23 protein-coding genes are annotated in these 22,593 nt (G+C 63.7%); 13 read left to right on the forward strand and 10 right to left on the reverse strand.

The window, feature by feature from the left end; translation table 11 throughout:
- Positions 1 to 138 precede the first annotated feature (138 nt).
- Complete coding sequence (locus EKH55_RS17400) at positions 139 to 1,128, forward strand: magnesium transporter CorA family protein (RefSeq protein WP_069459794.1); 990 nt, start codon at positions 139 to 141, stop codon at positions 1,126 to 1,128.
- Between the two features lie 32 nt (positions 1,129 to 1,160).
- Positions 1,161 to 2,246, forward strand: a complete 1,086-nt coding sequence (locus EKH55_RS17405; RefSeq protein ID WP_083265393.1) for a DUF1513 domain-containing protein — start codon at positions 1,161 to 1,163, stop codon at positions 2,244 to 2,246.
- 26 nt (positions 2,247 to 2,272) lie between these two features.
- Here the strand turns inward: EKH55_RS17405 and EKH55_RS17410 are convergent, their stop codons facing one another.
- Positions 2,273 to 2,827 carry a GNAT family N-acetyltransferase gene (locus EKH55_RS17410; protein WP_069459792.1) on the reverse strand — a complete coding sequence of 185 codons (555 nt, stop codon included), beginning with the start codon at positions 2,825 to 2,827 and terminating at the stop codon, positions 2,273 to 2,275.
- A 127-nt stretch (positions 2,828 to 2,954) separates the two neighbouring features.
- On the opposite strand from EKH55_RS17410, the gene EKH55_RS17415 reads away from it, so the two are divergent.
- The 3 genes from EKH55_RS17415 (at position 2,955) to guaA (ending at position 5,735) form a co-directional block, all read left to right on the forward strand.
- Positions 2,955 to 3,437, forward strand: a complete 483-nt coding sequence (locus tag EKH55_RS17415; protein WP_069460021.1) for a PaaI family thioesterase — start codon at positions 2,955 to 2,957, stop codon at positions 3,435 to 3,437.
- Positions 3,434 to 4,072, forward strand: coding sequence for a 5'-methylthioadenosine/S-adenosylhomocysteine nucleosidase (locus EKH55_RS17420; protein ID WP_069459791.1), 639 nt, complete (start codon positions 3,434 to 3,436; stop codon positions 4,070 to 4,072). Before EKH55_RS17415 ends, EKH55_RS17420 begins: the two co-directional genes overlap by 4 nt.
- 100 nt (positions 4,073 to 4,172) lie before the next feature.
- Positions 4,173 to 5,735 (forward strand): glutamine-hydrolyzing GMP synthase, encoded by a 1,563-nt coding sequence (gene guaA, locus EKH55_RS17425; protein WP_069459790.1) that lies wholly within the window; start codon positions 4,173 to 4,175, stop codon positions 5,733 to 5,735.
- Positions 5,736 to 5,815: 80 nt separating this feature from the next.
- On the opposite strand, the gene EKH55_RS17430 is transcribed toward guaA, so the two are convergent.
- Positions 5,816 to 6,175, reverse strand: a complete 360-nt coding sequence (locus EKH55_RS17430) for a nuclear transport factor 2 family protein (RefSeq protein ID WP_069459727.1) — start codon at positions 6,173 to 6,175, stop codon at positions 5,816 to 5,818.
- A 234-nt stretch (positions 6,176 to 6,409) separates the two neighbouring features.
- Positions 6,410 to 7,405, reverse strand: a complete 996-nt coding sequence (locus EKH55_RS17435; protein ID WP_069459726.1) for an aldo/keto reductase — start codon at positions 7,403 to 7,405, stop codon at positions 6,410 to 6,412.
- A gap of 184 nt (positions 7,406 to 7,589) precedes the next feature.
- On the opposite strand from EKH55_RS17435, the gene EKH55_RS17440 reads away from it, so the two are divergent.
- Entirely contained in the window at positions 7,590 to 8,480 is an 891-nt protein-coding gene (locus EKH55_RS17440) for a LysR family transcriptional regulator (protein ID WP_069459725.1), read from the forward strand.
- 98 nt (positions 8,481 to 8,578) lie between these two features.
- The gene (locus EKH55_RS17445) at positions 8,579 to 9,229 is read left to right on the forward strand and encodes a hypothetical protein (protein WP_151611902.1); all 651 of its coding nucleotides are present in this window, start codon (positions 8,579 to 8,581) and stop codon (positions 9,227 to 9,229) included.
- On the opposite strand, the gene EKH55_RS17450 is transcribed toward EKH55_RS17445, so the two are convergent.
- On the reverse strand, positions 9,219 to 10,169 hold the full coding sequence (locus EKH55_RS17450; RefSeq protein WP_151611903.1) for an aldo/keto reductase: 951 nt from the start codon (positions 10,167 to 10,169) through the stop codon (positions 9,219 to 9,221). The two genes, EKH55_RS17445 and EKH55_RS17450, sit on opposite strands and share 11 nt — an antisense overlap.
- 246 nt (positions 10,170 to 10,415) lie before the next feature.
- On the opposite strand from EKH55_RS17450, the gene EKH55_RS17455 reads away from it, so the two are divergent.
- Positions 10,416 to 11,402 carry a Gfo/Idh/MocA family protein gene (locus tag EKH55_RS17455; protein WP_151611904.1) on the forward strand — a complete coding sequence of 329 codons (987 nt, stop codon included), beginning with the start codon at positions 10,416 to 10,418 and terminating at the stop codon, positions 11,400 to 11,402.
- Positions 11,403 to 11,456: 54 nt separating this feature from the next.
- On the opposite strand, the gene EKH55_RS17460 is transcribed toward EKH55_RS17455, so the two are convergent.
- Positions 11,457 to 11,777 (reverse strand): DMT family transporter, encoded by a 321-nt coding sequence (locus EKH55_RS17460; RefSeq protein ID WP_151611905.1) that lies wholly within the window; start codon positions 11,775 to 11,777, stop codon positions 11,457 to 11,459.
- Positions 11,778 to 11,781: 4 nt separating this feature from the next.
- Between EKH55_RS17460 and EKH55_RS17465 the strand changes: the two genes are divergently transcribed.
- The gene (locus tag EKH55_RS17465) at positions 11,782 to 12,885 is read left to right on the forward strand and encodes a hypothetical protein (protein WP_151611906.1); all 1,104 of its coding nucleotides are present in this window, start codon (positions 11,782 to 11,784) and stop codon (positions 12,883 to 12,885) included.
- 52 nt (positions 12,886 to 12,937) lie between these two features.
- Complete coding sequence (gene xseA / locus EKH55_RS17470; RefSeq protein WP_151611907.1) at positions 12,938 to 14,524, forward strand: exodeoxyribonuclease VII large subunit; 1,587 nt, start codon at positions 12,938 to 12,940, stop codon at positions 14,522 to 14,524.
- 326 nt (positions 14,525 to 14,850) lie between these two features.
- On the opposite strand, the gene EKH55_RS17480 is transcribed toward xseA, so the two are convergent.
- Together EKH55_RS17480 and dut are read right to left on the reverse strand one after the other, a co-directional pair.
- The gene (locus EKH55_RS17480; RefSeq protein WP_151611908.1) at positions 14,851 to 16,107 is read right to left on the reverse strand and encodes an aminopeptidase; all 1,257 of its coding nucleotides are present in this window, start codon (positions 16,105 to 16,107) and stop codon (positions 14,851 to 14,853) included.
- 382 nt (positions 16,108 to 16,489) lie between these two features.
- Positions 16,490 to 16,960, reverse strand: coding sequence for a dUTP diphosphatase (dut, locus tag EKH55_RS17485; RefSeq protein WP_151612016.1), 471 nt, complete (start codon positions 16,958 to 16,960; stop codon positions 16,490 to 16,492).
- Between the two features lie 98 nt (positions 16,961 to 17,058).
- Between dut and EKH55_RS17490 the strand changes: the two genes are divergently transcribed.
- The gene (locus EKH55_RS17490; protein ID WP_151611909.1) at positions 17,059 to 18,642 is read left to right on the forward strand and encodes a peptide chain release factor 3; all 1,584 of its coding nucleotides are present in this window, start codon (positions 17,059 to 17,061) and stop codon (positions 18,640 to 18,642) included.
- Between the two features lie 40 nt (positions 18,643 to 18,682).
- On the opposite strand, the gene EKH55_RS17495 is transcribed toward EKH55_RS17490, so the two are convergent.
- Together EKH55_RS17495 and EKH55_RS17500 are read right to left on the reverse strand one after the other, a co-directional pair.
- On the reverse strand, positions 18,683 to 19,594 hold the full coding sequence (locus EKH55_RS17495; protein ID WP_151611910.1) for a DMT family transporter: 912 nt from the start codon (positions 19,592 to 19,594) through the stop codon (positions 18,683 to 18,685).
- Between the two features lie 78 nt (positions 19,595 to 19,672).
- Positions 19,673 to 20,485, reverse strand: coding sequence for an AraC family transcriptional regulator (locus tag EKH55_RS17500; RefSeq protein ID WP_151611911.1), 813 nt, complete (start codon positions 20,483 to 20,485; stop codon positions 19,673 to 19,675).
- 103 nt (positions 20,486 to 20,588) lie between these two features.
- On the opposite strand from EKH55_RS17500, the gene EKH55_RS17505 reads away from it, so the two are divergent.
- Entirely contained in the window at positions 20,589 to 21,113 is a 525-nt protein-coding gene (locus tag EKH55_RS17505; protein ID WP_151611912.1) for a helix-turn-helix domain-containing protein, read from the forward strand.
- Positions 21,114 to 21,199: 86 nt separating this feature from the next.
- Positions 21,200 to 22,183, forward strand: coding sequence for an NAD-dependent epimerase/dehydratase family protein (locus EKH55_RS17510; RefSeq protein ID WP_151611913.1), 984 nt, complete (start codon positions 21,200 to 21,202; stop codon positions 22,181 to 22,183).
- Positions 22,184 to 22,189: 6 nt separating this feature from the next.
- On the opposite strand, the gene EKH55_RS17515 is transcribed toward EKH55_RS17510, so the two are convergent.
- On the reverse strand, positions 22,190 to 22,591 hold the full coding sequence (locus EKH55_RS17515) for a GFA family protein (protein ID WP_151611914.1): 402 nt from the start codon (positions 22,589 to 22,591) through the stop codon (positions 22,190 to 22,192).
- Positions 22,592 to 22,593 lie beyond the last annotated feature (2 nt).

The raw sequence follows: 22,593 nt of genomic DNA on the forward strand, positions 1-22,593 counted from the left end.
TGCGGGCATGATGTCACCCACAAGGATCAATTCAAATGAACCCCGACAGTCGAAGTCGAGCCTTCGTGCTCGCGGCCGTCCGGACCTGAATGATCAGGGCTCCCGGCGGTCGGACGACTTGGCCCCATGGAGCCCAACATGCTGCGCATCTACAAAAGCCAGAACAGCCATCTCGCGCTCGTCGACCACTCCGCCGGCTTTGCCGCCGAGGAGACCGTGACCTGGTTCGACCTCTTCAAGCCTTCCGCCGATGAGACGCGGCTTGTGGAGGGGCATCTCGGCATAGCGATCCCGACCAGCGACGAGATGCAGGAGATCGAGCTTTCCGATCGGCTCTATCAGGAGGACGGCGCCGAGTTCATGACTATCACGGCGACCGCCAAGCTCGACAGCGATCAGCCGGGCAAGGCGCCTGTGACCTTCATCCTCAAGGGGGGGAGCCTCGTCACCGTGCGCCACGCGGATCCGAAGCCGTTCCAGCTCTACGCCAATCGCATCCAGAAGCCGAACGGGGCCGTTTGTGAAACGGGCGAGCTCGTGATGCTCGGCCTGCTCGAGTCGATGATCGACCGTATCGCCGATGCGCTGGAGCGCGCCGGCGACGAGGTCGACGCGATCTCGCGCGAGGTCTTCCGCAAGTCTCATGTCAGCGCCACCAAGAAGACGCGCGATCTGCAGTCGCTGATCGAGCAGATCGGCCAGAAGGGCGACCTGCTGACGACCATCCGCGAAAGTCTCGTCAGCATAGGCCGGCTCGTCGCCTATCACGTCGCGGCCGAAGGGAGCGGCCCGCGCAAGGCGGGCAAGGAAAGCCGACAGCGGATAAAGCTGATCCAGCGCGATGCGACGTCGCTCGGCGATCACGCGCTGTTCCTGTCGAACAAGATCAATTTCCTGCTCGATGCAACGCTCGGCCTCATCAATCTCGAGCAGAACCAGATCATCAAAATCTTCTCGGTGGCGGCGGTGGTCTTCCTGCCGCCGACCCTGGTCGCCTCGATCTACGGCATGAATTTCCAGGCTATGCCGGAACTCGCCTGGCGGCTCGGCTACCCCTATGCGCTCGGCATGATGGTGCTTTCGGCGCTGGTGCCGTATCTCTATTTCAAGCGCCGGGGATGGTTGTGACAATGGCTCACTTCCTCCGCCCCGAAAATCAAATCTCAACCACGAACCTCATCGACAGACGCAGCTTCGTCAAGATGGCCGGTGCCGCGTTCGTGGCGACGCTCAGCTCCCGTAGCGCCTTCGCGCTCGATCGCGCAGACGCCGTCTTCGCCGCCGCCTTCATGGCGCCGGACGGCCGCTATGGCGTGGCGACGCTGACGGAAGCGGGCGAGATCGTCGAACGCACCCTCTTGCCGGCGCGCGCACACGGCATGGCCTTCTCGCCGGCGGGCCGGCAGATGGTCGCCTTCGCGCGCCGCCCCGGCACCTATGCGATGATAGGCGCAATGGACCGACCGGCCGAACCGGTGGTGATAACCGCCGCCGAAGGCCGCCACTTCTTCGGCCATGGCTGCTTTTCCGCCGACGGCCGGCTGCTCTACGCCACGGAAAACGATTTCGCCGCCAATCGCGGCATGGTGGGCGTCTATGACGGAACGGCGGGTTTTGCGCGGATCGGCGAGTTTCCGACCTACGGCATCGGCCCGCACGACATGGCGCTCTCTCCAGACGGGCGCACGCTGATCATCGCCAATGGCGGCATCGAGACCCATCCGGACTTCGGCCGCACCAAGCTCAATCTCGACCATATGGAGCCGAGCCTCACCCTTGTCGACACGGCGACGGGCGCCCTCGTCGAAAAGCACGCGCTGCCACCGGCATTGCGGCAGCTATCTACCCGGCATGTCGATATCGGCGCCGATGGGCGAGTCTGGTTCGCCTGCCAGTACGAAGGCCCGCGCAACGATCTGCCGCCGCTCGTCGGCCATTTCGAAAAGGGCGAGGCGCCGACCTTCGTCGACCTGCCGGAGCGCACCACGCTGGCGCTTGCCAATTATGTCGGCGCCATCGCCGTGAACCGCCGCGAGGGGCTTGTCGGCCTTACCTCTCCGAAGGGCAACACCGCCGTGACGCTCGAGGCGAAAACCGGCGCGGTGGTGAGAGAGGAGCGCATAGCCGACGCGGCGGGCGTAGCTGCGGCCGAACATGGCTTTGCGGTCTCTTCCTATCGCGGAAGTTTCAAGGGACATCCGAATGCTGTCGCCTGGGACCAGCATATCGTCAGGCTTGGCGGCTAAGAGACTTACAGACCATCGCATGCCGCTTAGATCACGCCGCCTCCGGCACCCGAAAGCGCCGCGAGATCGTCCCAGCGATAAGCGACTTGAACAAGGCGTTCCCCGCCGACGCCGACACGGCCCTCACCGACGGCGCGCGCGCCCACGCGTTCGTAGAATAGCCTGTTCGGATTGTCCGCCAGAACCCAGGCAAAAAGCGAGGAAGCTCCCATTTCCCGGCAATGGGCCGCAACCGAGCGCACCAGCGCCGAGCCGACGCCGGCGCCATGATAGTCCGGCAGGATGTAGAGCTCGTAGAGCTCCCGGTCGAAGGCCGGCGGCATGCCACGCGCCCGCCCATAATTGGCGAAGCCGATCACCCGGTCATCCGAAAGATCGACCGCAACCGTGAGGAAACTCCCCGGAACGCGCATCCGCCGCGCATGCCCGATGGCCTGGTTCCCGACCGTCATCGCATCGAGATAGGCATCGGATATGATGCCGCGGAAGGTTGCACGCCAGGTCGTGACCAGGACCGAGGCGACCTCCATGAGATCGTCGGGATCGGCCGGCCTGATCTCGATAGGCTTGATGCTTTTCATCTGGGAGATATATGGACGCGCCGTGCCTGACAAAAGCCTGCACGCCGCCCATTCGCACGGCAGTCCGCCATCTGGCGAAATGCGCTTGTTCTCCGGCAAGACGCGTGCAAGTGTCGGGCCTGAAGAAATGGGGTTTGCGCGAGGGGCAGTTGCATTGAAAGTGGACAGCGAACCATATGATTTTCGCGCTCGCGCCCGCGAGAGTTTCGGCCGCCAGGCGGCGATGCGCACGATCGGTGCGGAACTGACGCGCGTCGAACAGGGAACGGTCGAGATCGAGCTACCCTTCGACGCCAAGCTGACGCAGCAGCATGGTCTCCTGCATGCCGGCATCATTTCCGCCGCGCTCGATGCGGCCGGCACCTACGCGGCCTATTCGGTGATCGATCCGGACGCATCGCTGCTGACGATCGAGTTCAAGGTCAACTTGCTCTCGCCCGGCCGCGGAGAACGCTTCCTCTTCCGGGGCGAGGTCACGAAGCCCGGCACCACGATCATCGTCTCGGACGGGCGCGCCTATGCGGTGAAGCCGGATGGACCGGCAAAGTTGATCGCCTCGATGACCGGAACGATGATGGTCGTGCGCGGACGCGAGGGGATCGAGGGATGAGTTTCGAGCTGAAGACGGTGGCCGGCAGGAAGATCCTCTATGTGATGGCGGTGGACCCGGAATATGGACCCTGCCTCAACGCCCGCATCACGCCGCTGATGACCGGTGTCGGCCCCGTCGAGGCCGCCGTCGCGCTGACGAAGGCGCTGGCCGAGCTTCGTGCCGCCGACAAGCTGCCGGATCTCGTCGTTTCGCTCGGCTCGGCCGGCTCGGCAACGCTCGAGCAGGCCGAAATTTACCAGGCCAGCTCGGTTGGCTACCGCGACATGGATGCCTCCCCGCTCGGCTTCGCGAAGGGCGCCACGCCCTTCCTGGATCTCCCGGCCGTCGTGCCCTTGCCACTGCGTATCCCCGCAATAAAGGACGCGCGTCTTTCGACCGGCGCCAACATCGTTTCCGGAAAAGCCTACGACGAAATAGATGCCGACATGGTCGAGATGGAGACCTTCGCGGCCTTGCGCGCCTGCCAGGCCTTCGGCCTTCCGCTGATCGGGCTTCGTGGAATATCGGACGGCAAGGCGGAACTGAAGCATGTCGACGACTGGAGAGAGTATCTGCACATCATCGACGAGAAGCTTGCCGAGGCGATCGACAGGCTGGAAGCGGCCCTCGAAACCGGCGAAATCCGGCTCTGAACGTTCCCGCGGGCGCTAAATTGTCCGGGTGCAATGTAATCGTTGCGCCCGCCGCGGGCTTTCATTAAAGGCTCGACATCACCAAGCTTGAAGGCCCGCCATGACCGAGACAGCCCATCCCGATACCGTCCTCATCGTCGATTTCGGCAGCCAGGTGACGCAGCTCATCGCCCGGCGCGTGCGTGAAGCCGGCGTCTATTGCGAGATCGTGCCGTTCCAGTCGGCCGAGGAGGGCTTCGAGCGCCTGAGCCCGAAGGCGGTCATCCTGTCAGGCAGCCCGGCTTCGACCCTCGACATCGGTTCGCCGCGGGCTCCGTCCGTCATTTTCGAAAGTGGTGTCCCGGTCTTCGGCATCTGCTACGGTCAGCAGACCATGTGTGCCCAACTCGGCGGCAAGGTGGAAAGCGGCCATCATCGCGAATTCGGCCGCGCGTTCCTGGAAGTGGAGAAGGACTGCGAGCTCTTCGAAGGCCTCTGGTCAGTCGGCTCCCGCCATCAGGTCTGGATGTCGCATGGCGACCGGGTCACCGCGTTGCCGCCGGGCTTCGGGGTCGTCGCCACTTCGCCGAACGCCCCCTTTGCCTTCATCGCCGACGAGACACGCAAATATTACGCCGTGCAGTTCCATCCAGAAGTCGTGCACACGCCGGACGGCGCTAAGTTGATCGCCAACTTCGTGCACCACGTCGCCGGCATCAAAGGCGACTGGACGATGTCGGCCTATCGGGCCAGGGCGGTCGAGGCAATTCGGGAGCAAGTCGGCGACAGGAAGGTGATCTGTGCGCTTTCGGGCGGCGTCGACTCGTCCGTCGCCGCGCTCCTCATCCACGAAGCCGTCGGCGACCAGCTCACCTGCATCCTCGTCGACCACGGCCTGATGCGCAAGGACGAGGCGGCGAATGTCGTCGCCATGTTCCGCGAGCACTACAATCTCAGCCTTCTCCATATCGACGCCTCCGACCGCTTCATCGGCGAATTGGAGGGCGTCAGCGATCCGGAAACGAAGCGCAAGATCATCGGCCGGCTCTTCATCGAAGTCTTCGAGGAGGAGGCGAAGAAGCTCGGCGGCGCCGATTTCCTCGCGCAGGGCACGCTCTATCCGGACGTGATCGAAAGCGTTTCCTTCACCGGCGGCCCGTCGGTGACGATCAAGTCGCACCACAATGTCGGCGGCCTTCCGGAGCGCATGAACATGCAGCTCGTCGAGCCGCTGCGCGAACTCTTCAAGGACGAGGTGCGCGTGCTCGGCCGCGAGCTCGGCCTGCCGGAAAGCTTCATCGGCCGCCATCCCTTCCCCGGTCCGGGCCTTGCGATCCGCTGCCCCGGCGGCATCACCCGCGATAAGCTCGAAATTCTGCGCGAGGCGGATGCCATCTATCTCGACGAGATCCGCAAGGCCGGGCTTTACGATGCCATCTGGCAGGCCTTCGCGGTGCTGCTGCCGGTGCAGACGGTCGGGGTGATGGGCGACGGGCGTACCTATGAGTATGTCTGCGCATTGCGCGCCGTCACCTCGGTCGACGGCATGACGGCCGACTTCTACCACTATGACATGGAATTCCTGGGCCGCGCCGCCACCCGCATCATTAACGAGGTCCGCGGCATCAACCGCGTGGTCTACGACGTGACGTCGAAGCCGCCGGGCACGATCGAGTGGGAGTGAGGGACGGAGAGCAGGCGGCGTCTGTCTGCGGCATCAGGCCCCCTCTCCCTCCACGGATCTTGCCCCGTCCTGCGCCGCCATCATGCGTGCCGATGCCAGACCTTGTTGATAATCAGCCATCGGCCCTCTACCTTGAGCAGGGTCAGATAGTCCGTATGGCGCGAACCCGCGAATTCATTGACGACCTTCACGCTTGCCGCATCGCCGGTAATTTCGATCATCTCGACATCCATGAAGGGCTGGCTATCCGGCGGTGCCGCTCCCTCTTCCACTATGGCCGAGATGAATGCGTCGCGCGTCAGCCATTCGACGGAGTCCTCGTAATTGCCGACGATGGACGCGTTCGGATGGAAGGCCTTGCGCAACGCCGCCTCGTTGGCAAAAGCCATGCCGTCTACATAGAGATGGACAACCGCACTGACGGCCTGCTCTTCGGACATTCGTCAATTCTCCATTTCCCGCGGCCGGAACTCCTGACACCACTCGCGCCGCATGAGGACCCACAGCGCCGCGCGTCCTAGCAGACGCTCAAAGGTCGCTGCAGCAGTTTTGAATTGGTGCATGCCTCTAAATCGAGATCGATCAAAGGAGACATGCAATAGATAAGTAGGGTATCGCAACGGAATTGCGATACCCCACCGCCGGCACGGATCGCCGGAACAGTCAGAGCGTTCTCACCGATTTGTCAGAGCCAGAGATTGATCCGAGTAACGCTTGCCCGCAACAAGCTCCGGAGACATGGCGTTGCCGAGCTGGGCCCGTTCGTCTTCCGCGAGCACGATACCGGCGGCGGCAACATTCTGCTCCAGGTGATCGAGCTTTCGGGCGCCGGGGATCGGCACAACGTCATCGCCTTGATTGACGACCCAAGCGAGAGCGAGCTGCGCGGCCGTTACGCGCCTGTCCTTTGCGAGTTCCTGCAGCTTTTTCACCAGGGCAGCATTGGTATCGAAATTTTCCGCTTGGAAGCGCGGCAGCGATCGCCGGAAGTCATTCGTCGCGAGATCGTCGGCCTTGCGGATGGCGCCGGTCAGCATGCCTCGCCCGAGCGGGCTATAGGGAACGAAGCCGATGCCGAGCTCACGGCAGGTGGCAAGCACCTCTTCTTCCGGATCGCGCGTCCAGAGGGAATATTCGCTCTGGACCGCCGCGATCGGGTGTACGGCATGGGCGCGGCGGATGGTGGCGGCGCTCGCCTCCGAGAGACCGATCGCCCGCACCTTACCGGCAGTTACGAGATCCGCCATAGCGCCGATGGTTTCCTCGATCGGCACGGCCGGGTCCACTCGATGCAGGTAGAACAGGTCAATCACGTCGGTGCCGAGCCGCTTCAGCGACGCCTCGGCGACCGACCTGGCATTTTCCGGGCGGCCATCGACGCCCCTGATCGCCTCCGCGGCGGACACTCCCGGCTGGATGCGGAAGCCGAATTTTGTGGCGATCACCACCCGCTCACGACGATCCCTCAGTGCCTTTCCAACGAGTTTCTCGTTTTCATAGGGCCCGTAAACCTCCGCCGTGTCGAAGAGGGTGACGCCGAGCTCAACGGCGCGGTGGAGTGTGCGAATGGCTTCTCCCTCGTCCGTTGCACCATAGGCGAAGCTCATGCCCATGCAGCCGAGGCCAATCGCAGACACGGTGAGTTCGTTGCCGAGCTTGCGGGTTCTCATGGTGTTTCCTTTCAGGATTGGAGTCCGTGCTCCGGAGAGGCACGTAATACTCGCATCGATTAGGTTAGGAGGTCGCCGCACGGCGCAATCTGGCGCCGACGTTGACGACAAGGAGAAGATAAATCGGCAGCGTGAGGCTGAAAATCACTGTCAATCGTCACAGCTTGTTCTATTATTTCGATCAATGAACCGCACTCAACTTTCCCAGCTCGCCGTCCTTTCGGCCGTCGCAGCTGAAGGTAGCTTTCGCGGAGCGGCTAGGGAGCTCGGCATCGCACCATCGGCTGTCAGTCACGCCGTTTCCAGCCTGGAGGAAAGTCTTGGCATTCGCCTGCTCGCGCGCACAACGCGCAGCGTCGCTGCGACCGAAGAGGGAAAGCGGCTCTTGGAGCGGCTGCGACCGGCGCTCGATGAAATCGCCCATGCGCTTCAACGCGCGGCCGACGCGAGAGAGCGACCGGCCGGCAACCTGCGCATCACGGCGCCGCGTTTCGCTGCCGACCTTATCCTCGCGCCGCGCCTCGGCGCTTTTCTCGCCCGCTATCCCGATATCGTGCTGGAGATCGCCAATGAGGACGGTTTCACCAACATCGTCGAGGAGGGTTATGACGCCGGTATCAGGCTTGGCGAGAGCCTCCAGGCGGACATGATCGCAGTGAAAATCGGGCCGGACCTGACCAGCGCCGTCGTAGCTGCCCCCTCTTATTTCGAGCGCTTTACCCGGCCCCTCCATCCGCGCGACCTCGCCGTCCACCGCTGCATCCGTCGGCGCTTCTCCAACGGTGCGGTCTATCGCTGGGAATTCGAGAAAGGTGGAGAGGAAATAACTGTTTCGGTCAATGGACCGCTAATCCTGGGCGAAGACCGGCCGATCATCACGGCGGCCATCGGCGGGGCGGGCCTTGCCTATCTCTTTGAACCGCGGGTCAGCGGCCATATAGCCGAAGGTAGGCTGGAACGCGTGCTGCAGGATTGGTGTGCGCCCTATGCCGGACCCTACCTATATTACCCAAGCCGCCGCCAGATGCGCCCGGCGCTCAGAGCGTTCATCGACTTCTTTCGACACTTGGGGTGAAGTCTCATCTCCTGCTTTTGGGAAAGCGGGTGGTCAAAGCCCTCTGCAGTCATTAGCCTTTCCTTCCATTTGTCGGAGAACCTGGTCCCGGAGGAAGGATGAGAAAGCCGGCGTCAATGAAGTCGCTGGAGGAGCTTGGCCGCGTCCGCCTATCGGAGAACTTCTTCCTGCGGGACTTTCTGCATTCGGAGATTGCCGAATTCTACGGGATCCCGAACATTCCGGACGACCCGAACCTTACGATCGAGGCGGGCCGGAAACTCTGCGAAGAACTGCTGGAGCCGCTGCAGGCGAGTTTCGGCCGTCTGCACATCCGCTCCGCCTATCGGAACCGCGCCGTCAATGCCTTCGGCAATCGCAACAGGCTCAATTGCTCGACCAATGCGGCGACCGCCGCCGACCACATTTGGGACATGCGGGATGGCGACGGCTTGATGGGCGCGACGGCCTGCATCGTCGTTCCCTGGGTCTGGGACCGGGAGCGGCAAGACGGCGGCTGGCAAAGCCTTGCCTGGTGGATCCATGACCACCTTCCCTATGCCTCGCTCTGCTTCTTCCCGAAGCTTTGGGCCTTCAACATCCAGTGGCACGAGCGGCCATGCCGCACGATCCGCAGCTATGCCGAGCCGCGCGGACTCTTGACCAAGCCGGGCATGGCAAATCACGAGGGCAGCCATGCCGCCTTTTATCCCGGCTATCCCCAACCAGAGACGGCGGCCGCACCGGCACTATACCCTGCTATTCGCTGACGTCGTTCAACCGGCGGATCGCCTCGTCCGAAAGCTCGAGTTCTGCCGCCCTGATCAGGCTTGCCAGCTGCTCGACGCTGGTGGCGCTGGCGATCGGCGCTGTCACGCCCTCTCGAGTCATGATCCAGGCAAGCGCGATTTCGGCTTGTTTGGCGCCGCTTTCCTCCGCAATCTTGTCGAGAACGCCGAGAATGCGCATGCCCCGCCCGTCGAGATATTTTTCCACGCCGTTGCCGCGCGCAGACCCTTCGAGGTCCTTGTGCGAGCGGTACTTGCCGGACAGAAAACCTCGGGCGAGACCGAAATAGGTGATGACGCCGATATCTTCGGCGATGCAGAGATTGCGCAAAGGGCCCTCGAAGGACGCCCGGTCGTAGAGATTATATTCGGGCTGAAGCACCGCATAGCGCGGCAGGTCATTCGCAGCGGAAACGTCAAGCGCCTCTCGCAACTGTGCGGCGTCGAGGTTTGAGGCACCCACCGCACGGATCTTGCCTTGCGAGAGGAGCCTGTCATAGGCGGCGAGCGTTTCCTCGTAAGGCGTATCGGGATCCGGCCAATGCGACAGATAGAGATCGATGTAGTCGGTCCGGAGGCGGGTGAGCGAATCCTCGACCGCCTGCATGATCCACCGCCGCGAAAGACCCTTGCGGTCCGGCCCGAGTTCGGAGCCGACCTTTGTGATGATGATCGCGCTGTCACGGGCTCGTCCGGATTGCTTCAGCCATTTGCCGATGATCGTCTCGGACTCGCCGCCCCTGTTGCCGGGCACCCAGGCGGAATAGGCGTCGGCCGTATCGATCGCGTTGAAGCCCGCGTCGAAAAAGGCATCGAGCAGCGCGAATGACGTCTTCTCATCTGCCGTCCAGCCGAAGACATTGCCGCCGAAGACGAGCGGGGCGATCGAGAGGCCGGTCCGGCCGAGTCTGCGCATTTCCATGGTCTCGCTCCACTTGGATTGAATGAAACATGTGCGATCGGGAGGATTTTCGGAAGAACATAGGTCAGCTCCCGCGAGAGTGACAACGGCAGCCGGCGGTTTTCTCGTCCGCTTGCCGCTTGTCTGGGTACGTACCTCGGCTATAGTCTCGCGCGGTCTGACCACGGGAGATCCCGGTCAACCGCAAAAGAGGCGGGAGGGAGACCGCTTCCGATCACTCTTCCCGCTCCAGAAGGAGTCTGCCCCATGCTACGCTTTGGAATTCTGTCGACGGCCAAGATCGGCCGCGAGCTCGTCGTGCCCGCCATTCAGGACGCGGAAAATTGCGTCGTCTCGGCGATCGCCAGCCGCGATCCGGCCAAAGCGAGGGCCATGGCCGAGCGCTTTTCCGTGCCGCACGCCTTCGGCTCCTACGAGGAGATGCTCGCCTCCGACACCATCGACGCCGTCTATATACCGCTGCCGACCTCGCAGCATGTCGAGTGGGCGATCAAGGCGGCCGACGCCGGCAAGCATGTGCTGTGCGAAAAGCCATTGGCCTTGAAGGCCGACGAGATCGACGCGGTGATCGCGGCGCGCGACCGCAACAGGGTGTTGATCTCGGAAGCCTATATGGTGACCTACAGTCCCGTCTGGCGGAAGGTGCGCTCCCTGATTGCCGAGGGGGCCGTCGGCAGGCTCCGGCATGTCCAGGGCGCCTTCACCTATTTCAACCGCGATCCCGCCAACATGCGCAACATTCCCGCGCTCGGCGGCGGCGGCCTGCCGGACATCGGCGTCTATCCGGCAATCACCACCCGCTTCTCGACCGGCAAGGAGCCGCTGCGGGTGCAGGCCAATACGGAGCGCGATCCGGAATTCGGCACCGACGTCTATTCGAGCGTTCGCGCCGACTTCGGCGACTTCGAACTGAGCTTCTACATCTCCACGCAGCTCGCCGCCCGCCAAGTCATGGTCTTTCATGGCGACCAGGGCTATATCGAGGTGAAATCGCCCTTCAACGCCGACCGTTACGGCCGCGAGGAGGTTGAGCTTACCAATCAGAACCATGGCCAATCGCAGCTTTTCCGCTTCCAGGATGCCCGCCAATACAAGCTCGAGGCGGAGGCATTCTCGAGAGCAGCGCGCGGCGAAGCCGAGGAGGTGGTGACGCTGGAAAGCTCGCGTTTAAATCAGAAGTTCATCGATGCGATCTATCGCGCAAGCGAAAGGGACGGATGGGAGCGGGTCTGAAGCCGGCTAACGACATCGATCAAGGGGCGGTCTACCTATTTTGGGTCGCGGATATCAGGAATTGATGAGAAGCATGCCGCCGATGATGAGCACGGCGCCGGCGGCATAGCGAAGCGTGAGCGCCTCACCGAGAAACACAGCGGCAAAGATCGGGACGAAGCAGAACGTCAGCGCCATGAACGAGTAGGCGAGCGTCAGCGGCACCGTTTTCAAGATAAATATCGAGATCAAGGTGCCCAGTCCATAAAGCGCCAAGGCTATCAGGAGCGTCGGATTCGAAGCGAGCGACACCAGGTCCCGCAGGTTGAGACCGCCCGTCTTGGCGCTGGTCAGCTTGAACAGGATTTGCCCGCTCGATATCAGGACCGGGGCCACGACGGTGAGCGCCGCGTTCTTCCTGACGGTTCCGCCACATCTCTATGGCGCCGTGACATGCGACAGTCTTTCCCTCGCCTTCTTCTCGCTCTCGGCGCTCGGCGGTGGATTGCTTGCCGTCTCCGCCCTGGCGGCGAGCCGCCTTGGACGGGCCGGACGTTTGCTTGTCCTCGGCCTCAGCGGCGTCGTCATCGCCGGTTTCGCCTTCGCCATGGCGCCGCAGTGCCTCAAAAATCCGCTTGCCGATCTGGACCCGCTGCTTTGGGAACTCTGGCCCGACAACGTCACCGAGGCCCAGTCGTTCTTCGCCTTGGCGAAACAGGGGTCGGGTGGTCTCGGTGCCTTCTATTTCTCGGGTTTCTTTGCGCTCGCGATTTGCGGATGGCGGATCCAGCGCCGCGACCGCATTGCCCTGCACCTGATTCTTGGCTCGCTGGTGCTCGCTACCTGGTGCATCGCGCTGGTGCAGGTTCGCGGTGCCGTCTTTGCCAACCTCATCGCCATTCTGCCGGCCTCGCTCCTGCTCGTCGACTTGCGGGAAAACTCGATCCGGGAGCCGCAGCGAGTCCTTGCCTCCCTCTTCTACGTGGTCGCGGTTCTCATCTCCGTTCCGGCAGTCTGGGCACTGGCGGGCGAGGTGGCCACCAATGGCACTGCGGATTTGGCTGGCAATAGCGACAGACGCGGAGCATCGGCACGCTGCACTTCCGCTGAAGCAATGGCGGATCTTCGGCAATTCCCCGCCACGCTGGTTGTGGCCCCCTCGAATATGGGCGCCTCCATTCTCCGCTTCACCGACCATCGCGCCTTGAGCGCACCCTACCATAGAAATCCGGAGGGCATGCTGGCGGAGCTTCGTATCGGTTTGGCAGCGCCCGAGGAGGCGGCCGCCTTGCTGGGGCGGTTCGGATATCCGGTGATCGCCTTTTGCGCCAAGGATCCGCAAACGAGACTGGTCATCAAGAAGGCACCCGACGGGGTCTACAGCCAGCTCAATGCCGGCAAGGTCCCGGATTTCCTCGACGTTGTGCCGGTGACGGCCTCAACCGGCCTCAAGCAATTTCGGTTTGCGCCGGAATCGAGGGGTGCCTCGCCGGAAAATCCGTAGATAGGCGCGTCTTGCTGCTGATCTTCCAGGCATCGTCGGCTACAAAGAGCGCATGAGCTCGTTCTTTGATTCCGATTCTCCCACCAACGTCGCCGAGTATTCGGTGTCGGAGTTGTCCGGTTCGATCAAGCGCACGATCGAGCAGACCTTCGAGCATGTGCGGGTCCGGGGCGAGATTTCCGGCTATCGCGGCCCGCATTCCTCCGGCCACGCCTATTTTTCGCTCAAGGACGATCGCGCCCGGATCGATGCGGTCATCTGGAAGAGCGCGTTTGCGCGACTCAAGTTCCGGCCGGAAGAGGGCATGGAGGTGATCGCGACCGGCCGGATCACCACATTTCCCGGCTCGTCGAAGTACCAGATCGTCATCGAGTCGCTCGAGCCGGCGGGCGCCGGCGCGCTGATGGCGCTCATCGAGGAGCGCAAGCGCAAATTCGCGGCCGAGGGCCTGTTCGACGCCGCTTGCAAGAAGCCGCTTCCCTTCATGCCGCGGGTGATCGGCGTCGTGACCTCGCCGACGGGTGCGGTGATCCGCGATATCCTGCACCGGATCGCCGACCGCTTCCCGGTCCACGTCATCGTCTGGCCGGTGCGGGTGCAGGGCGACGGGGCGGGCGACGAGATCGCGGCCGCCATCCAGGGCTTCAATGCACTGGAGCCCGGCGGCGCCGCTCCGCGGCCGGACGTGCTGATCGTCGCCCGCGGCGGTGGCAGCCTCGAGGACCTCTGGTGCTTCAACGACGAGGCCGTGGTGCGCGCGGCGGCCGCCTCGGGCATTCCGCTGATCTCGGCCGTCGGCCACGAAACGGATTGGACCTTGATCGACTATGCGGCCGACCAGCGGGCGCCGACGCCGACGGGGGCGGCCGAAATGGCGGTGCCGGTCAAGGCGGAACTCGAGGCGCAGGTTGCAAGCCTCGGCGCTCGCCTCAAGGGCGCCGTGATGCGGCAGATGGACCACCGGCGCCACGGGCTGCGCGCGCTCGCCCGCGCGCTGCCGTCGCTCGACCAGCTGCTGGCGCTGCCGCGGCGCCGCTTCGACGAGGCGTCCGCCGGTCTCGGCCGCGGATTGGAGATGAACACGGCCAATAAGCGGCGCAGCTTCGAGCGCACGGCCGCCCATCTGCGCCCGGAGCTCATCGGAACGCGGATTGGCGATCGCCGGCAGCGCGTTTCCGATCTCGTGAATCGCGCAGAGCGGTGCGTCGAACGCCAGCTCGACCGGCGTCAGTCGCGCGTTTCCGCCGCCGATGCTTCGTTACGCGCACTGCCTTCGCGTCTCGTCGGACAGATCCACCGTGCCCAGGATCGCGTCTCGGGTCTCGGCGCACGGGGCGACGCAGCGATCGGGGCGGAGCTCCGCCGGCTGAAAGGCGCGCTCGCCGCGCAGGACCGGGTGCTTCAGTCCCTCTCCTATCGCAACGTGCTCGGGCGCGGCTTTGCGCTCGTGCGGGACGCCGAAGGTGAACCCGTCAAACAGGCGGCAGCCGTGAAGCCGGGCATGGTCCTCTCGGTGGAGTTTGCCGATGGTCGGGTATCTGCAGTCGCGAGCGAAGACGACGCACCGCCCACGCCGGCTGCACCGAAGAGGCGAGCGGCGCGGGCCGTGGAACCCTCCAAGCAGGGCAGCCTGTTCTGATTACAGCGACGCGCACCTGAAAAGACGCGCGGCGCTGCACTTCTTTGGATATGCGCATCAAAGTTTCCGAGAATCGGGTACGATTTTCGGGCCGATGCGCTGCCCGGCGCGGTTTCGTTTGGTTTCGTTCGAACGAGACGAGCAGCTTTTGGAGCAGCGCGTCAAGCGCCTGCCTGTCCTCGGCCTCAAGGCCATGCAATAGCCGACCCTGGTTCGCGACGTGGGCGGCCACCGCCATGTCGACCCGTTTCAGGCCTCCAGCCCCGCTTCGCCCTTAGCCTGCCGCGACAAGACATGCCGCGGCAGGGGTCGGGAACCCGTGCAGCCTATGCCCACTCGCCCCTGCGCATCACCGGCACGCGGGCGCCGTCGCTGCGAACGCCATCGATATCGACCTCGCCGGAGCCGATCATCCAGTCGATGTGAATGAGGCTCGAATTGCCACCTTGAGAGCGGATCTGCTCCTGGCTGAGACTGGCGCCGTCGATGAAGCACTCCGAATAGCACTGGCCGAGCGCGATGTGGCAGGCCGCGTTCTCGTCGAAGAGCGTGTTGTAGAAGAGGATGCCGCTTGCCGAGATCGGCGAGGAATGCGGCACCAGCGCCACTTCGCCGAGCCTGCGGGCACCCTCGTCGGTGTCGAGCACCTTCTTCAGCACCTCCTCGCCGCGCGCGGCCCTGGCCTCGACGATGCGCCCGCCTTCGAACCGCACCTCGATCTTGTCGATCAAGGTGCCCTGGTGCGACAGCGGCTTGGTGCTCGATACATGGCCTTCGACGCGCAAGGCATGCGGCGTCGTGAAGACCTCCTCGGTCGGGATGTTCGGATTGCAGGTGATGCCGTTCTTGGCGGTCGAGGCGCCGCCGTGCCATTCATGGCCGTCGGCCAGACCGACGGAAAGATCGGTCCCGGGGCCGGTGAAGTGCAGGGCCGCGAAGCGCTGCTCGTTCAGCCATGACGAACGCCGGCGGAGATTGGAATTGTGCTCGGCCCAGGCAGCAACCGGGTCATCAACCTCGACGCGGGAGGCCGCGAAGATGGCATTTGCCAGCTTCTCGATGGCGACCATCTCCGGGTCGTCGGGGAAGACCTGCCGCGCCCAGGAGGGATTCGGATAGGAGACGATATTCCAGTTGATGTCGAAGTTGGAGATTTTTTCGAGCGCCGGTTTGTAGGCGGTCGAGTTCGCCCGGTTGGCGCGCGCGACCTTCTGCGGGTCCTGCGAAGCGAGCAGCATCGGATTGTCGCCGGCGATCGCAAGCCGCGCCGCGCCATTGGCAAAGGCCTTGGCCATTCCCTGATAGAGCCAGTCGCTCGCGCGATCGAAGCTCTCGTCCGGCGCATGCGCGTAGCGGGCAAGCGTCGCCTCCTCATCCGCATAGAAGGCCGTGACCAGTCCGGCACCGGCCTTGTAGGCATGCTTGGTGATGAGGCGCGCCAGCGGCAGTGCGGCGATCGGCGCCGTCAGCACCAAGTCCTGACCTCGCTGCAATTGCAGGCCGACCTTGACGGCGAGTTCCGCCAGTTTTTCGAGCTTCAATGGATCGATAGCGTTTTTGGCGGTTTGAAGGGGGGCGTTCATTGCTGCTCCTGCTCTTCTCAGGGTGTCATCGCGGTTTTATACATACCGTACATGAGGTTGCTGCTCCCCGGCGGGCGGGTGACCCTTTCGCTGGTGATTCGTAGGAACGAATGGAGAGCGGCGATGACGATGTTTGCAGGATTGGATGTCGGTGGCAAGCGGACGGCCGTATGCGTAGTCGAGGCGGCGGGCAAGGTCGCGTGGCGCGGGATGGTCGACACGCGTCCCGGAACCGATAGAGCTCCTGCGGCGGGCTTCTCGGGCTGTCTGGCGCCTCGAGATCTTTGGTCCTCGGGTTAACCGGAGGATGCAAAAGCATCGTTCCTAGCCAGACAGCCCGATCGAGCCGGGTCCTATCGGTTCCTATCATCGGGACTTGGTATTATTTAGAGCCCGTCGAGCCGAAGCCGCCGGCGCCGCGTGCGGTGGCACTGGCCCCGTCCGCCTCGCGGATGTTCGCCTGGATCACGGGCGCGATCACCATCTGGGCAACGCGCATGCCGCGCTCGACGAAGAAAGCCTCTCCGCCGAGGTTGACGAGGAGCACCTTCACTTCGCCGCGATAATCGCTGTCGATCGTGCCCGGCGTATTAAGGCAGGTGATCCCGTGCTTGAAAGCGAGGCCGGAGCGTGGCCGAACCTGTCCCTCAAAGCCGGTCGGAATCTCGAAGATGAAACCGGTCGGCACCAGGGCTCGGCCGCCCGGCGAGATATTCAACGGCGTCTCGGCCGGTACCGCCGCGCGCAGGTCCATGCCGGCCGCGCCCACTGTCTCATAGGCCGGCAGGTCGAGGTCCTCCGCATGCGGCAGGCGGATGAGGGTGAGGGCGGGGTGGTTTTCGGGCGCGCTCATAGTCATGCCGCCCATAAGGGCGATGGGCCCGGCTGCAGTCAATTGCATATTGGCCTGCGAGCCTGTAAAGGACGCCGCAACTCACAGGATACTCGATCATGGCCGAAAGCATTGCCGAGGCGGTTTCCCGCCGCCGAACATTTGCGATTATTTCGCACCCGGACGCCGGTAAGACCACGCTCACCGAAAAGCTGCTGCTCTTCGGCGGCGCGATCCAGCTCGCCGGCGAAGTCAAGGCCAAGAAGGATCGCATTCAGACCCGATCGGACTGGATGAAGATCGAACGCGAGCGCGGTATCTCGGTCGTGACCTCGGTGATGACATTCGAATACGACGACACGGTCTTCAACCTGCTCGACACGCCCGGTCACGAAGACTTCGCGGACGACACGTACCGTACGCTGACGGCGGTCGATGCCGCTGTCATGGTCATCGATGCAGCCAAGGGTATCGAGCCGCGGACCCTGAAGCTCTTCGAGGTCTGCCGGCTGCGCGACATCCCGATCATCACCTTCGTCAACAAGATGGACCGCGAAAGCCGCGATACCTTCGAGATCCTGGACGAGGTGGAAGAGAAGCTGGCGCTCGACTGCGCGCCGGTCACCTGGCCGATCGGGCGTTCGAAGACCTTCTGCGGCACCTACCATCTCGCGACGAACGAGGTGCGCGGCGCCGATACGCAGGAGCATCTGACCAAGGTCTCCGATCCGGAAATGGCCTCCCATCGCCTGCCGGAGAATGAGCGCGACGCTTTCATCGAGGAGACGACGCTCGCGATCGAGGCCTGCAAGTCCTTCGACCGCAAGGCCTTCCTCGAAGGTCATCTGACGCCGGTCTTCTTCGGCTCGGCGCTCCGCAATTTCGGCGTCCGCGACCTGATCAACGCGCTCGGGGAATTCGCGCCGCCGCCGCGCGCCCAGGTCGCCGACATTCGCACTGTCGAGGCAACGGACGCCAAGATGACGGCCTTCGTGTTCAAGATCCAGGCGAACATGGATCCCAACCATCGCGACCGCATCGCTTTCGTGCGCGTCTGCTCGGGCAAGCTCGAGCGCGGCATGAAGGCGCGGCTCTCGCGCACCGGCAAGCAGATGGGGCTGACGGCGCCGCAATTCTTCTTCGCCTCGCAGCGCCAACTCGCCGACACCGCCTTTGCCGGCGACGTCGTCGGCATACCGAACCACGGCACGCTCCGGATCGGCGACACGCTGACCGAGGGCGAGCCGCTCGTTTTCCAGGGCGTGCCGAACTTCGCGCCGGAAATCCTGCGCCGTGTCCGGCTTGAGGACGCGATGAAGGCGAAGAAGCTGAAGGAGGCCTTGCAGCAGATGGCGGAGGAGGGCGTCGTGCAGCTCTTTTCCCCGGACGACGGCGCGCCGGCGATCGTCGGCGTCGTCGGTGCGCTGCAACTCGACGTCCTGAAGGAACGCCTGCAGGCGGAATACGGCCTGCCCGTCTCCTTCGAAATGCCGCGCTTCTCCGTCTGCCGCTGGATTTCCGCCGACAGCCCGGCCGACCTCGAAAAGTTCGTCTCCGCCCACCGCGGCGACATCGCGCGCGACCTCGATGGCGATCCGGTTTTCATGGCGCAGGACGGTTTCTCGCTGCGCTACGAGGCGGAGCGCTATCCGGCGATCAAGATGGTCGCGATCAAGGAGTACCACGTCGCCAAGGCGGCGTGATATCGCAGAGGCCTTTTCATCATACACAGGCTCTTCGCTTTCATCTGGCTTCGGATTGTCTTTTCAGGCGGCTCCGCTTCCTGGGGACAGGGAGCGCCAAGATGGCGACCGCGGCAAGGACGAAGCCGATGCCGAGCATCTGGTTGGAGGTCAAGGGCTCCCCGAGTATCACGGCGGCAAGGAGCACGGCGGAGACGGGCGCAACGGCCGTGAAGACCGAAGCTTCGGTGCCGCTAACTTTCGCAAGCCCGGCATACCAGAGCAGGAAACCCCCAACCGTCGGCACGAGGGCGTAATAGGCGACGGCGACGAATGCCGACGCGGTGACCGTTTCCCGCACGGAAAGCTCCGCAAGCGCAAGCGGGGCGGCGATCGCCAGGCCGAGGATCGCCATCAACGTCGACAGGGCGAGCGGTGGGATCGCAGCTTCAAGCCGCTTGTTGAGGAGGATGAACAGGCCTTCGCAGACGACCGCGCCGAAGATCAGAAAGCTGCCGGCGAGCGAATAGGCGCCGCCGGTATGCGGCCGGAAAACGATCGCCAGAACGCCGGTCGCGGCAAACGCGATGGCCAGAAACACGAAAAGGTGGGGGCGCTCGTTGAGCACGACGACGGCGATCGCGGCGGAGACGACCGGAAGCGTGCCGATGATCACACCGGCATCGGCGGCGGAGGTGAGTTTCAATCCGGCAATTAGCAGCGTCGTATAGCCGACGCTGCCGGCTCCCGCCTGCAGCAAGAGTATCAAACGGTCGCGTCTCGTCGGCCGCGGCCATCGCGTCCCGGTTGCCCGCATCAGCAGCAGAAAGAGGGGCAGGGCAATGGCAAAGCGCAGCGCCGTTGCCGTGAAGGGCGGCAGGCCGGAGGCGATGACCTTGCTCGCCACCACCGTGCTGCCGACCAGTGCCATCGCGAGCGACAAATAGAGATAACCGTGAAGCTGCCTTGTCATTTCCGCTGCCATTTCGAGATCGACGGCGGCAGAAGAGCCGATCGGAGCGTGCCGGTCTTGAACAAAATTGCAGGGATCTCAATTCATGGCTTGCGCATAGGCGCCGGGCGTAAAGCCATACTTGCGCACGAAGACGCGCGTCATATGGCTCTGGTCGGCAAAGCCGCCTGCGACCGCGGCGTCCGCCAGCGGCGTACGCTTGGCGATCAACTGCCGCACGATGTCGATCCGCCGCTGGACGAGATAGGCGTGCGGCGTAAGACCCGTCGCCCTTGTAAAGCCGCGCACCACCTGGAATCGGCTCAAGCCGCTTTGACGGGCGAGGTCCGCGAGCGAGAGAGGCGCCAGTGGATCGTCGTCGATCAAGCTGATGGCGGCGGCGATGGCTCGTGGCTCCCTGAATGACGAGCTTCCTCCGGGGACAAGCCGCAACGCCTGCGCCAGCAGGGCGAAAGCCGAAACCTCCCAGCGCAAAGGCGAGTCCGCGCAATCCGTCGCCGTCGCGGCAGCAAAGATCGAGCGGAAGCGGGCCGCAAGCATCGCATCGCTGATCACTGGATCTGCGAATTCGCCGCGCATCCTTCGCCCTTCCGTGATATCGCTGACGATTCCTTCAACGAGAAACGGTTCCAGATACAGCATTTGCCAGGTACGTCCGGCATCGCCAATCGGCATGCCGTCATGCACTTCTCCGGGATTGACCGTGATCACGTCTCCCGCCTGCGCCTCAACGGTCCCACGGCCGCTCAGCGATTTCTGGGCTCCGTGCTGGATCAGGCCGATGCCGAACTGATCATGCGTGTGGCGCTGGAAGCTACAACTGGTCTGAGCCTCCACGACGTCGACGCCGGCGATGCGCCGCGGCAGCACTCTGAATTGGCCGTTCCTCACAATGCGTCCGGATTGTCTTTCGTTGAGCCCGATCCTGATATAGCGTTTTCCGCTCCTGCGGCAAAGCGGAGACGACCGCGCGCTTCATCCAAGGAGGTTCCCGATGTCTTTCACTGCAAGGATGCTGAGGCGTCTGCGGCTCTTGCGCGGCATGAAGCAGAGCCATGTGGCGGAACTCCTGAACGTGACGCAGGCAACCGTATCGCGTTGGGAGGCGGGTCTCTTGAGGCCTTCGGAGCGCCAGCAGATAGCCCTCGAACGCGTTTTTGCAGAGCTCGCCCCGTCGGCCGATGCCGCGCTGAAGCGGCTGGTCGAGACCTCGTCTGTCCGGCTTCATCTGATTTGCGACCTTTCTCACCGGCTGCTGGCGGCTTCGCCTCTCCGCCGCTCGGAGTGGCGGCGCGAGATGCTGGGGATGCAGATGTTCCGTTACGCATCGGAGGAAATCCGCAGCGCGGAGAGCGCGCTTGAGAGCCTCGGCTGGTACGAGAGCGGCACCGCATCGCTGGTGGTCGAGACAGGGCCGAACGGACGCGACGATGTGCCGATCGCTGCCGGACAGGTGCTTTGGGAGCGAATTCCGCTTGCGGATGGCGCCATGGCCCGCCTCGTGACGACGCTCGGCTGATTGCGACGCATAATTTATGCCTTGTCTCCCAAGTCGCGCCGCAACTAAGCAGGCTCGGAAAGGTGTATTAAAGCCAGGAGTGACGAATGACGATACTGGTGACGGGAAGCGCCGGGCATCTCGGCGAGGCGTTGATGCGCACGCTCCGCGGACAGCGTCGCCCCGTGTGCGGCATCGATCTCAAGCCTTCGGCCTTCACCGATCTCGTTGGTTCGATCACCGATCCCGCCTTCGTCCACCACGCACTGAAGGGGACGCGCGCGGTGGTCCATGCGGCGACGCTGCACAAGCCGCATGTCGCCACGCACAGCTATTCCGAGTTCGTCGACACCAACATCGCCGGAACGCTCAACCTGCTCGATGCGGCGGCGAAAACCGGGGTCGACGCTTTCGTCTTCACCAGCACCACCAGCGCCTTCGGCTCAGCCTTGACGCCGGCTCCCGACGCGCCGGCGGCCTGGATCACCGAGGAAGTCGCATCCATTCCGCGCAATATCTACGGCACCAGCAAGGTGGCTGCCGAAGGCTTCTGTGAGCTCTTCGCCCGCCGACATGGGCTACCGGTCATCATCCTGCGCACCTCGCGCTTCTTTCCCGAGGCGGACGACGACGCCGATATCCGCAGCCGCTTCGAGACGGCCAACGCCCAGGCGAACGAGCTGCTCTATCGCCGCGTCGACATAGAAGACGTGGTAAGCGCCCACTTACTCGCGGCGGATCGGGCGAAGGCCGTCGGATTCGGCCTCTTCATCGTCTCGGCGCCGACGCCGTTCGCGCGCGATGATCGTTTGGAACTGCGCCGCGACGCCCCCTCCGTCGTCCATCGCCTCTACCCCGAATGCCAGGCGCTCTATGCTGAGCGCGGCTGGCAGCTCTTCCCGTCGATCGACCGGGTCTATGTCAGCACGCGCGCCGGCGAAACGCTTGGATGGAAGCCGAAATACGACTTTCGCCACGTACTCTCCTCGCTTGCTCGCGGCAAGGATTTCCAAAGCCCCCTGGCGCGCGCGGTCGGCTTGAAGGGCTATCATGGCACGGTCTTCGCCGATGGACCCTATCCGGTCGCGTGAGGTCATCTAGGACTCAGGTCTGCCCGGCAGTTTGCCGACATCGATCCAGGGCAGGGCGGACGAGCACCAGATCTGCGAGCGCGGCGTCAAACCCCGCCGCTGGTTGATCGTGCCTACGCGAATGCCGATCTCCTCGGCATCGTCACCTTCACCCGTCGTATAGATCGGCGAGCCGCATTCCGGGCAGAAGAATTGCAGCCGCTTACGGCCGTTGTCGGCGATCTTGATGTAAAGCTTCGGCTCGCCTCCGGTCAGCCGAAACGAGGAACGCGGCGTGCCCACCGTGACGCGAAAGGCCGAGCCGGTCAGCTGCTGGCAGTCGGTGCAATGGCAGATCGATACCTCGTCCGGATCGATTTCCGCCTCATAGGTCACAAAGCCGCAATGGCACTGGCCGTCGATATGCATGG

Source organism: Sinorhizobium alkalisoli (assembly GCF_008932245.1).
In the GTDB taxonomy this organism is placed as follows: Bacteria; Pseudomonadota; Alphaproteobacteria; order Rhizobiales; family Rhizobiaceae; genus Sinorhizobium; species Sinorhizobium alkalisoli.

Coding starts and splice junctions, on each gene's coding strand:
- EKH55_RS17410 (WP_069459792.1), bottom strand. CDS start 2,827: ATGAAAAGCATCAAGCCTATCGAGATCAGGCCGGCCGATCCCGACGAT.
- EKH55_RS17430 (WP_069459727.1), bottom strand. CDS start 6,175: ATGTCCGAAGAGCAGGCCGTCAGTGCGGTTGTCCATCTCTATGTAGAC.
- dut (WP_151612016.1), bottom strand. CDS start 16,960: ATGAGCGCGCCCGAAAACCACCCCGCCCTCACCCTCATCCGCCTGCCG.
- EKH55_RS17515 (WP_151611914.1), bottom strand. CDS start 22,591: ATGCATATCGACGGCCAGTGCCATTGCGGCTTTGTGACCTATGAGGCG.
- EKH55_RS17415 (WP_069460021.1), top strand. CDS start 2,955: ATGGGGTTTGCGCGAGGGGCAGTTGCATTGAAAGTGGACAGCGAACCA.
- EKH55_RS17505 (WP_151611912.1), top strand. CDS start 20,589: ATGTCTTTCACTGCAAGGATGCTGAGGCGTCTGCGGCTCTTGCGCGGC.
- EKH55_RS17445 (WP_151611902.1), top strand. CDS start 8,579: ATGAGAAAGCCGGCGTCAATGAAGTCGCTGGAGGAGCTTGGCCGCGTC.
- EKH55_RS17490 (WP_151611909.1), top strand. CDS start 17,059: ATGGCCGAAAGCATTGCCGAGGCGGTTTCCCGCCGCCGAACATTTGCG.
- EKH55_RS17480 (WP_151611908.1), bottom strand. CDS start 16,107: ATGAACGCCCCCCTTCAAACCGCCAAAAACGCTATCGATCCATTGAAG.
- EKH55_RS17440 (WP_069459725.1), top strand. CDS start 7,590: ATGAACCGCACTCAACTTTCCCAGCTCGCCGTCCTTTCGGCCGTCGCA.
- EKH55_RS17420 (WP_069459791.1), top strand. CDS start 3,434: ATGAGTTTCGAGCTGAAGACGGTGGCCGGCAGGAAGATCCTCTATGTG.
- EKH55_RS17450 (WP_151611903.1), bottom strand. CDS start 10,169: ATGGAAATGCGCAGACTCGGCCGGACCGGCCTCTCGATCGCCCCGCTC.
- guaA (WP_069459790.1), top strand. CDS start 4,173: ATGACCGAGACAGCCCATCCCGATACCGTCCTCATCGTCGATTTCGGC.
- EKH55_RS17495 (WP_151611910.1), bottom strand. CDS start 19,594: ATGACAAGGCAGCTTCACGGTTATCTCTATTTGTCGCTCGCGATGGCA.
- EKH55_RS17400 (WP_069459794.1), top strand. CDS start 139: ATGCTGCGCATCTACAAAAGCCAGAACAGCCATCTCGCGCTCGTCGAC.
- EKH55_RS17435 (WP_069459726.1), bottom strand. CDS start 7,405: ATGAGAACCCGCAAGCTCGGCAACGAACTCACCGTGTCTGCGATTGGC.
- xseA (WP_151611907.1), top strand. CDS start 12,938: ATGAGCTCGTTCTTTGATTCCGATTCTCCCACCAACGTCGCCGAGTAT.
- EKH55_RS17455 (WP_151611904.1), top strand. CDS start 10,416: ATGCTACGCTTTGGAATTCTGTCGACGGCCAAGATCGGCCGCGAGCTC.
- EKH55_RS17510 (WP_151611913.1), top strand. CDS start 21,200: ATGACGATACTGGTGACGGGAAGCGCCGGGCATCTCGGCGAGGCGTTG.